9 protein-coding genes are annotated in these 9,640 nt (G+C 70.0%); 2 read left to right on the top strand and 7 right to left on the bottom strand.

Annotated features, from left to right (window positions below):
• Positions 1 to 229: 229 nt before the first annotated feature.
• Entirely contained in the window at positions 230 to 595 is a 366-nt protein-coding gene (locus tag BZY54_RS20645; RefSeq protein ID WP_086726666.1) for a PH domain-containing protein, read from the top strand.
• A gap of 832 nt (positions 596 to 1,427) precedes the next feature.
• On the opposite strand, the gene BZY54_RS20635 is transcribed toward BZY54_RS20645, so the two are convergent.
• The gene (locus BZY54_RS20635; protein ID WP_086726665.1) at positions 1,428 to 2,225 is read right to left on the bottom strand and encodes an AraC family transcriptional regulator; all 798 of its coding nucleotides are present in this window, start codon (positions 2,223 to 2,225) and stop codon (positions 1,428 to 1,430) included.
• 96 nt (positions 2,226 to 2,321) lie between these two features.
• On the opposite strand from BZY54_RS20635, the gene BZY54_RS20630 reads away from it, so the two are divergent.
• Positions 2,322 to 3,176 carry an NAD(P)H-binding protein gene (locus BZY54_RS20630; RefSeq protein ID WP_086726664.1) on the top strand — a complete coding sequence of 285 codons (855 nt, stop codon included), beginning with the start codon at positions 2,322 to 2,324 and terminating at the stop codon, positions 3,174 to 3,176.
• 69 nt (positions 3,177 to 3,245) lie between these two features.
• On the opposite strand, the gene BZY54_RS20625 is transcribed toward BZY54_RS20630, so the two are convergent.
• The 6 genes from BZY54_RS20625 to BZY54_RS20600 form a co-directional block, all read right to left on the bottom strand.
• The gene (locus BZY54_RS20625) at positions 3,246 to 4,055 is read right to left on the bottom strand and encodes a universal stress protein (protein WP_086726663.1); all 810 of its coding nucleotides are present in this window, start codon (positions 4,053 to 4,055) and stop codon (positions 3,246 to 3,248) included.
• 399 nt (positions 4,056 to 4,454) lie between these two features.
• Positions 4,455 to 6,026, bottom strand: a complete 1,572-nt coding sequence (locus BZY54_RS20620) for an alpha-L-arabinofuranosidase B (protein WP_086726662.1) — start codon at positions 6,024 to 6,026, stop codon at positions 4,455 to 4,457.
• A 399-nt stretch (positions 6,027 to 6,425) separates the two neighbouring features.
• The gene (locus tag BZY54_RS20615; protein ID WP_086726661.1) at positions 6,426 to 6,749 is read right to left on the bottom strand and encodes a putative quinol monooxygenase; all 324 of its coding nucleotides are present in this window, start codon (positions 6,747 to 6,749) and stop codon (positions 6,426 to 6,428) included.
• A gap of 43 nt (positions 6,750 to 6,792) precedes the next feature.
• A complete protein-coding gene (locus BZY54_RS20610) occupies positions 6,793 to 7,830 on the bottom strand; it encodes an NAD(P)-dependent alcohol dehydrogenase (RefSeq protein WP_086726660.1) in 1,038 nt (345 codons plus the stop codon).
• The gene (locus tag BZY54_RS20605; RefSeq protein WP_086726659.1) at positions 7,827 to 8,627 is read right to left on the bottom strand and encodes an iron-sulfur cluster assembly protein; all 801 of its coding nucleotides are present in this window, start codon (positions 8,625 to 8,627) and stop codon (positions 7,827 to 7,829) included. The genes BZY54_RS20610 and BZY54_RS20605 overlap by 4 nt, the downstream gene beginning before the upstream one ends.
• Before the next feature lies 1 nt (position 8,628).
• Entirely contained in the window at positions 8,629 to 9,627 is a 999-nt protein-coding gene (locus tag BZY54_RS20600) for an amidohydrolase family protein (RefSeq protein ID WP_086726658.1), read from the bottom strand.
• Between the last annotated feature and the right edge of the window lie 13 nt (positions 9,628 to 9,640).

The following is a 9,640-nucleotide window of genomic DNA, read 5'->3' as shown; positions in this document are numbered from 1 at the left end:
GCACTCCGGGGCCGGCCCCGGTCACTGACGTGGCGGTTCTGAAAGCGGCCGGGCTGGTGTGGAGGCCGGCGGGACGTACTGGGCGCCCGACGCGCCTGAGAAACATAAGAAGCTTCTTCTCCGTGAAGATCCTGTGAAACCGTCTGGCCGCCCACCGCGTCTACCTTCCCGACGACACCACCAGACCCGGCGTATCACATCCCGCCGGGTGTACCCAGGGGGGACCCACATGGCACTCTTCGGCAACGCGCACGCCGTCAATCCGGCCGAGGCCCAGCAGGAGTACGCCCGCCTGCTCGGCCAGGGCGAGCAGGTCCACGCCGCCTACCTGCTGATACGCGACACCATCCTGTTCACCGACCGCCGCCTGGTCCTGGTGGACAAGCAGGGCATCACCGGCAAGAAGGTGGAGTACCACTCCATCCCGTACCGCAGCATCACCCACTTCGCGGTGGAGACGGCCGGCCACTTCGACCTGGACGGCGAGCTCAAGATCTGGCTTTCGGGCACCGCGGCCCCGATCGAGAAGACGTTCACCAAGGGCGTGGACATTTACGAGGTGCAGGCGATTCTTACGCAGTACGTCGCACGGTGACGCATCACGGCGCGTATCTGCGGGTCCTGCCCTCCGCCGGGTGATGCAGCAGTACGCCCGCCACCACCGTGTGCAGCGTGAACACGAACCGGGGTGGACCGAGTCAACATGTCTCCGTCCACCCTGGGCCGTGCATCAGCACCACGAACACCACGGTGAGCAGCATCAGCACCAGCGGGCCGACAGACACTCGCGTTGCTGCGGCAGTTGGATGCCGCCTGCGCAAGCGTCGACGACCTTGCCCCGGCAGTGATGGAGTCTTTTGAGAAGCGCCCGGACGCCGAAATCATCACCGGCTTCCCAGAGTTCTGCGCACTCAGCGGCGCCCGGGGGTTCGCCGGGATCGGCGACGACCGATCCGGCTTCGCCGACGCGAAAGGCCTCAGGGCTCACGCCGGTTCAGCCCCGATCGCCAGGGCCTCCGGCAAGAGCGTGGCCGTCCTGGCCCGCCGGGTCCAGAACCAACGGCTGGCCGGCGTCGGTTACGTGTGGGCCTTCGCCGCCATGGCCCACTCAGAGGGCGCCAGAGCTCACTATCCAGGTGACCCCGAGGACAGCCCCCAGTCGCGGCAGGCGGTGCTGTCGGCCCCGGCAGAGTGGGGCGTGATCGGTCTCAACGGCTGCTGGGGGTGGGTCGGAACGGACCGCTCTGGGCCGAGGGGCAGAAGGTGGTCCTGCTGTTCGACAAGGACGTCACCACCAACCACCACGTCTGGGGTGCGGCCGACGGGCTGTGGGAAGCGCCGACGGTCGGGGGTGCGGTGCTCACCCGAACGACCGGTGCCCACCCGGATTCAGGTGCTCGCCCGGAATCCAGGGCGCCGAGCCGTGTTCAGGTGCGCGGCCCGGCCTGGCAGGGGCTGAGTGCGGGCAGCCGGCCGGCGAAGTACGAGCGAGGCGGGACCCCCATCAGGGACCGGAAGTCGGAGGTCATGTGCGACTGGTCGAAGTAGCCGGTCGCCGTGGCCAGTTCGGACCAGCGGGCGCTCGCCGCGCGGGTGACGACCGTGCGGACGCGGTCGATACGGGCGTAGTGCTTGGGGGAGACTCCGACGCCCTCGGCGAACAGGTTCCGTAACTGCCGCTCGCTGACGGCAAGTTCCCGAGCCACGTTCCTGACCTGCGCGGGTCCCCGGCCCAGCCGTACCGACAACGCGTCCACGCCCGCCCGCAGCACCGCTGTCCGGGACGGATCCACGGCGTCGGACAACAGGCCGGGCAGCGCCTCGGCGAGGTGGGGCACCGCCTCCTGTGGGTCCAGCCACCGCAGCTCGCCGGCGAGCCGCCGCGCCGCACCTCCCGGCAGCCCGTCCAGCGCAATGACCCGGCCCACCAGCACGGCGGCCGGAACACCCAGCAGCGGCCGGGCCGTACCCGGCGCGAGGTTCAGCTCCACACAGGAGACGCGGTTCTTTCCCTCGTGGTACGAGGCGCGCACCCGTGGTCCGACGGCCAGCACGTCACGCCGCCCGTCCGCCGTCACCCGCAGCACTACCTTGGTCACCGCTTCGGGCAGTCGGACGAACGTCTCCTCGGGCGGCCCGGTGAAGGACAGGGTCCGCACCCCGGCGATCCAGGGGTGCAGCACCTCGGGCGTGGCCGGCGGTTGCTCGGCGGTGGTGTACGGCACCTTTCCACGGTAAGCGCCCCGCACCGCGTTTCCGACGGGCCGACCGTGCCGGAATTTCCAAGAACCGGGCGCGGTAGGCGGGGCATCGTCGGCCTCATGATTCTGGTGACGGGTGCCACGGGCACCATCGGGAGTGACGTCGTACGACAGTTGGCCGCGCGCGGTGAGAAGGTGCGCGCCCTGACCCGTGACCCGGCGAAGGCGCGGGTGGCCGCCGAAGTGGAGGTGGTGCGTGGGGACTACCGCGACCCGGCCTCCCTGGACGCCGCGCTGACGGGGGTGACGGCCGCCTTCCTGGTCCGGCCGCCCGGTCCCGACGAGGGCCAGGATGCGGCGCTGGTCGCGGCGGCCGGGGCCGCGGGCGTAGGCCGGCTGGTGAAGCTGTCCGCGATCGGCACGGGCGAGGGCGCTTCCGGCCCCTCCGCGCTCTGGCATCTGGAGGGCGAGTGGGCCGTGCGGGAGAGTGGGGCCGAATGGACGGTGCTGAGGCCGTCGTCGTTCGCCTCCAACACGCTGAGCTGGGTCCCGGCGCTCCGGGCCGGCGAGCCGGTGCCCAACATGACCGGAGACGGGGCGTCGGGCGTGATCGACCCCCGTGACGTGGCCGCCGTAGCGGTCCGGTCCCTGGTCGAGGGTGGACACGCGGGGCGGACGTACACCCTGACCGGGCCGGAGGCGATCAGCGTCCCGGATCAGGCCGTCGTACTCGCCGCGGTTCTGGGCCGCCCCGTCCCCACCCGGGACCTGTCGCCGGACGAGACCCGCGAATTCCTTCGTGCCGCCTGGGGCATGGACGAGCACCGGGCGGACGGCGTGCTGGCCGGCGTGGCGTTCGTCCGCGACGGTGGCAACGCGGTGGTCACCGACGACGTGCCGCAGGTGCTGGGCCGTCCGGCGCGCACGTTCCGCGCCTGGGCCGAGGACAACAGGGGGCTTTTCGCTTCGGGGTGACTTTCGTGCATGCCGGCAGGTGTACAGCGGGGCGACGCGGGCGACCGGTCACCCCGCGGCATGCGGTGATCAGGCCGTGCCACGGACGACGGTGACGGGGCAGTGCGCATGGTGCAGCAGGGCCTGGCTCACCGATCCCAGGAGCAATCCGGCAAAACCGCCGTGGCCCCTGGCTCCGACGACCATGAGCTGGGCGGTCATGCTCGCCTGGAGCAGTACTTCCCGGGTGTCGCCGCTCGCCACGTCCTGTCTGACCACGACATCCGGATACCTTTCCGTGCGACCGGCGAGTGCCTGGGCCAGAAGGCGCTCGGCTGCCTCGGGGCCCGTGCCGAGCGGCGCATGGTCCGGCAGCCACGCGTGCACAGCCACGATCTCGGCCTCGCGCAGCGCCGCCTCGGCGAAGGCGAAGGCGATCGCCTTCTCGCCGGCCGACGAGCCGTCCACGGCCAGCACGATCGGCCCGTAGCCGGCGGGTTCGCCGCGCACGACCATCACCGGACACTGGCTGTGTGCGGCCAGGGACACCGCCGTCGATCCCAGCAGCATTCCGATGAAGCCGCCGGTACCCCGGGCGCCGACGACCACGAGGCCGGCGACGCGCGACTCGGCCTCCAGCACCGCCACCGCGTTGCCGGTCACCACGGCCTCGGCGACCTCCACATCAGGCGCCATACGCCGGGCGAGCTGCGCAGCCTCGTGCACCACGCGATTGAGCGGCGACGGGTCCAATGGCGCATACATGGGCCTGACAGGCCAACTGAAGGCGTGCACCACACGCAGCTCCGCACCACGCCGCTGGGCTTCCCCCGCGGCCACCTCCACCGCGGCAAGACTCGACGTCGAGCCATCCACTCCCACGACGACCAGATTGCCCACCGCTCCTCCCTCGCTCGCTTCGGCTTCCCACCCTCGCTCCGGTGGTGCGTTGCCGCCATTCGGAGCGGCAGGCTCGAAAGGGACGGTGTTCCCCGGGCCTGACCTTTTGCACCCAACGGCTACGACCGTTCGGATGAAACCCGGTGGAGCCCTTCACCGGGAGGCGACCGCTTTCACGGCCACGTTCCTTCGTACTCAGTCCGTCCATCCCTTCGCGGGTCCGGAGGAACACGTGTGTGCCCGCCCGCGGGCGGCAGGGATACGTCTACCGGTTCGACCTGGCGCCTGCCGAGCGAGACCTTCCGCGGGAGCCACCTGGCAGGGCCGGCCGTCCGGACCTCGGCGGCCGCGCCATCGGTGAGATGGCACGGCCGTGGTGCGGATGCCGGGTGGCGGGTGTCAGGCCCAGGGGGAGGTCACGACCCAGCTGGTGTCGTCGGCCCAGAGGGCGGTGTTGTCCCACAGGTGGGAGCCGCCGTCGCTCGCGATGTAGGCGGCGTGGTCGTAATGGCGTACGAAGTCGCTGGGGTAGTTGGCGGACCGGAGTGAGATGCCCTGGCCGTTGTGACCCGCCTGTGGGCAGAAGGTGGCGTCCTGCCTGAACAGCGCGCCGCCGTCGTCGCTGTCGACGCGCAGATGGAAGTCGTAGTGGCGCAGGTACTGGCCGGGTTTGTCGGCGGACTCGAAGGACACGCAGGAGGCGTCGCCCAGGCCGGCTCGTACGATCCAGGTGGCGGCGGCCTTGTCGGCGGACGAACTGGACGAGGAGACCGTCGCGATGGCTGCGTTGCTGTCGGCACTGTTGTGCCGGAGGTACTCGGTGGTGCAGCAGGACGTGGTGGCCCGCAGCGAGACCCTGGAGCCCGCGGTGACTCCGCCGGCCGTGGCGGACTGCGCGTAGCCGGCCGCGTTGATGTCGGCCTGCACGGCGTTCTCGGTCGCGTCCGACGGGTAACCGGAGGTCATGACGCCCTCGTAGAAGGTACCGGCGGAGCTGTTGCTGTTGTCGCCGCCGATGCCGAGGATGACGGCCCCTTCCTTGTGCATCGGGTTGTAGCCGGAGACGTTGGGGCGCGGGCCGCTGTAGTAGGTGGACAGACCGCCGGACTGTGCGTTGCCGGCCCGGATCGCCCATTGGTTCGGCCCGCCCTTGACGGCGGCGGTGACGAACCGGTGGCCGACGCTCGGGTCGCCCGCGTTGTAGCCGCGGTTGACGCCGGAGAACAGGCCGTTCTCGAGGTCGGCCATGACCCATGGTCCGTTGCCGGTGCCGTAGCCCCAGGACTTGCCGTTGCCGAAGTAGATGGTCTCCATGTGGCCGTTGCCGGTGTCCCGGCTGCTGGTCTCGGCGTTGCCGTAGTCGAAGCAGCAGCCGCCGTTGTAGCGGCTGCCGTCGAGGATCGCGTACATGCCTTCCGGCTGGTCTCCGGTCGCGATGCCGGTGGTGTTGTTGTCGCGGTACCCGGTGCCGGGGGCGATGAAGACCCCGTACGCCTTGTGGCCGCCCACGGTGACCGGCGCGGCGGATGCTTCCGCGAGGTTGTCGTATCCGCCCGCGGCGGGACCCGAGAACCCTCCGGGCGGTGCCTGGGTGAGGTTGTTGCCGCGGCCGGACTGGTCGTAGACGACGGTGATGAGGCAGCTCGTTGCCGCGCAGAAGGAGTCCTGCGCGGCGGCGTCGGCGTAACCGCCCGTGCTGAGCACACCGATGTCTCGGGTCGCGCCGTCTGATGCGCGCTTGACCTGGTAGAGACGGCCGTTGTAGGCGGAGTACAGCGCGCGGGTCGTGCTGTGCGCGGCCACGCAGGGTGTGCCGCCGGAGGCGTACAGGTCACAGGGGAGCGAGCCGGCGGCTGCGGCCCTGCTGTCGGCGGATGCCTGACCGCCGAACACAGCCATGGCCAGCGCCATGGCCAGCGCCAGCAGGGTGAGCGGTCTGACCCGCCCCAAACGGGCCGAGGACACAGACATGGATTGTCTCCTGGGGGGTGAGTGGAGTGAGGCGGCGTCCCACCGCCTGATGCGAATGCCATGGGCATGTCATGCGAGGCGACCTCCCACGTGCATCCGGGGTCATTCAGGGAGGCGACCTGTTGGGCGGTATTTCGAACGTCGGTCGCAAATACGGACAGTGCTTGATGATAGGAATCCGCCGAAGGCTGTCAACGCCTCGCACGCGTCCGATACTTCGACCACCGAAGACCGAGCTCAGCGGGTTGGGAGCCGTTCGCGCGGCCACGGAGTCGGCTGCGGCGGTGTTCGAGACCTCGGAAGTCGTCGCGCACCGCCCCGGCGAACGGCCGATGGCCCCGCCCCGGTGATCGGGGCGGGGCCATCGGCCGTTGATGCCCGTGCGGCGGCGCCGGTGCTCTACTTGACCGCCATCTCACCGAGTTCCGACCAGCCGTCCTGGTCGATCGTCGTGTTCACGATGCGCGGCGTCTCCGCCAGGTAGCGCGGCAGTTTTTCCTGGGCGGCCTTGAAATGCGCGGACTGGACGTGTGCGGCGCCCGCCTCGTTGTCGCGGAACGCCTCGACGAGAACGTATTCCGACGAGTCGTCCAGGCTGCGGGACCAGTCGAACCAGAGACAGCCGGGTTCTTCCCGGGTCGCCCGGGTGAAGTCACCGGAGATCTCCGGCCACTGGTCCGCGTGCTCGGGCAGTACGCGGAACTTGGCCGTAATGAAAATCATGGGGCTCTCTTTCTGTGATTGCGTGGCCGGGCCCGTTTCCGGGTCACGGTACGAGGATCGCGCGTCCGCGGACCCGCCCGGCGTCCAGGTCGGCCAAAGCGTCCTGGAACCGGTCGAGCGGATACGTCGTCGTGTGCAGCCGTACCCGGCTCTGCGCCGCGAGCACCATCAGCTCGCAAAGATCCGTGTAGCTGCCAACGAGGTTACCGATGAAGTTGATCTCCGACGAAATGATGTCGATCGTCGGGACGTCGATGTTCTCGCCGTATCCGACCACGTGGTAGTCGCCGGCCCGGCGCAGCATGCGGACGCCGTCGCGGGTGGCGCCGCCCTCGCCGACGAAGTCGACGACGACCTCGGCACCGCTGCCGCCGGTCAGCTCCAGCACCTGCTCGACGTGGTCGCCACCGGTGACGACGCCGTGGTCGGCGCCGATGGACCGGGCCAGCTTCACGGCCTCCGGGTTACGATCGACGACGACGAGTTCGGCGGCGGTGAGTGCCTTGAGCACCTGGATGCCGATGTGGCCGAGGCCGCCCGCGCCGATGATCACGCACCGGTCGCCGGGCCGAAGCCGCCGCGCCGCCTTGGCCGCCGCGTGGTAGGCGGTCAGGCCCGCGTCGGCGAGGGCGGCGACGTCGGCCGGTTCGAGGGAGTCGTCGAGGCGGACGACGCTGCGGGCGGACGTCTTGAGGTACTCCGCGTAGCCTCCGGCGGTGTCGATGCCGGGGAACTGCGACTGCTCGCAGTGGACGTCGTCGCCGGCCCGGCAGGCACGGCACAGTCCGCAGGTCATCAGCGGGTGGAGGATGACCTTGTCGCCCTCGGCGACGTTGGTGACGGCGCTGCCGACGGCGTGCACCCAGCCCGCGTTCTCGTGCCCGATGGTGTAGGGCAGCAAGACGCCGGACTTCTCGGCCCACTGTCCTTCGAGGATGTGCAGATCGGTGCGGCATACCCCGGCGCCGCCGATCCTCACGATCACGTCGTGCGGTCCGGTGACCTCGGGGACGGGCACCTCGGCCAGGCGGATGTTGTCGAGCAGGTCGTGGCCGTACCCGACGACCTGGACTGCCTTCATGCGATCTTCTCCTTGGTCGTCCGGCCGTCCCGGGCGGGTGCCGTGCTGTGCGCGGCGGGGGCGGCGCTCGCCGGGTTCCCGCTGTCGCAGGCGCGAGGCGCCTGGTCGGGGGCGGAGTCGGGGTAGCGGGTGCGCAGCAGTCCCCGGCAGAAGTGCGCGTTGCCGTCGATGGAGATCTGCACGGAGCGGGCGAACCGCAGCCGCAGCGGGATCTCACCGGGCGGAAAGGGCCTGCCGCCGTCGTCGACGAGGGCCGGGTCGGTGGGCGCGGTGCCGAGCCCGAGGGCGGCGCGGCGGCGCAGCAGCGCCCGGGTGGGCGCGGTGTCGGGCAGGTCGCCGAGCACCACGTCGCCGAGCTGTTCCTCGGTGAGGTCGGGCCGTGCTCGCAGCAGTGTGGTGAGCGCCCGTTCCATGGCGGCGGCGTGCGCCTTGCGTCGGAAGATCTCCCGCAGCTCTTCCAGGTCCTCCTCGGCCTCGTGGCCGAACGTGCCGCGATAACCCGCGTCGGCGGCCAGGCCCCGGTTGATCAGGTCGGAGTCGTGGTGGTCGTCGAGCAGGACGGTGACCTCTCGGGCGCCGGGCAGCGCGGTCAGCGCGTCCTTTGCGTCGGAGGCCATGAGGTAGGCGAAGTTGGGGGCGCAGAAGGATGTCGGCAGCCGCAGGTGCACGGTGACGTGGCCGTCGTCGGCCGTCAGGGAGGAGACGAAGCCGAGGTCGGTGATGGGTTCGTCTAGCTCCGGGTCGTAGACGGTACCGAGTGCGGCGCGGGCCGCCGCCCGGAGTCGCGCGGGCCGCATGTCAGGCCACCGCGGGTTCGGGCAGCCGGCACTCGGCGGGTACGTCGATGCCGTACATGGCGGCCGCGTTCAGGCCGAGGATCTTCTTCTTCTGGGCGACGGTGAGCTGCGGGTACTCGTCCATGTCCTCGGGGATCTGGAAGTCGGCGAACCGCTCGATCAGCCACTTCGGCGTCCACAGCGCGTAGTCGCTGGAGAACTGGATGCGGTCCTCGTCGAGCCAGTAGAGCAGCTCGCCGATGATCTGCGCGAAGTAGCGGGGCCGGGTGTGGATGAACGGGATGGCGACGGCGAGTCCGGCGTGGACGTTGGGCTCCTGGGTGGCGATCCAGCAGAAGTCCTCCAGGCGGGGCAGGCCGCAGTGCTCGACCACGAAGTTCAGGTCGGTGAAGTCGGTGGCCGCCTTGTCGACGTCGGCCACGTCGAAGGCGTCCCGGTCCAGTGGGCGGATGGTCGGGCCCTTGTGGATGTGGATGTTCCTGATGCCCAGTTCCTGGCAGGTTTCCAGGTAGCGGTAGGTCCACGGGTCGTCGAGCTTGTAACCGCGGGAGTCGCCCCGCCACTCGGCGGTGTAGAGCTTGACCCCCTTGAGGCCGAAGCGCGCGGCGTCCTCCCGCAGTTGCCGAAGGCCCGCCTCCTCGAAGCGCGGGTCGAAGAAGTGGTTGTACGTGAGCTTGCCGGGGTGCTTGCGGGTGAGGGCGAAGGCCTCCTCGGTCTGCCCGAAGCCGGTGCGGTAGAACGCGCCGAGCCGGGCCGGCTGGAAGATCGCGTGGTCGACGTACCCGTCGACGAAGAGGTCCTTCATCAGCCGGTCGCCGCCGTAGTAGAGGTATTCCTCGTACGACCACATCTCGGATTCCGGGCTCAGATTGCGGTGATAGTCGTAGAAGCAGTCGATGAACTGCTTTCCGTGGATGTTGAGCTGGTTCTCGGGCCGTGCGTCCCAGAGAGCGACGTGCGCGTCCACGATGAAATAGTTCTCGCCGTCCTTGCGGTACATGGCGTCCCTTCCA

Source organism: Streptomyces carpinensis (genome assembly GCF_002154505.1).
GTDB classification, from domain to species: Bacteria; Actinomycetota; Actinomycetes; order Streptomycetales; family Streptomycetaceae; genus Streptomyces; species Streptomyces carpinensis.
The sequence above is the reverse complement of the archived record's forward strand: the minus strand, read 5'-3'. Positions and strand labels throughout refer to the sequence as shown.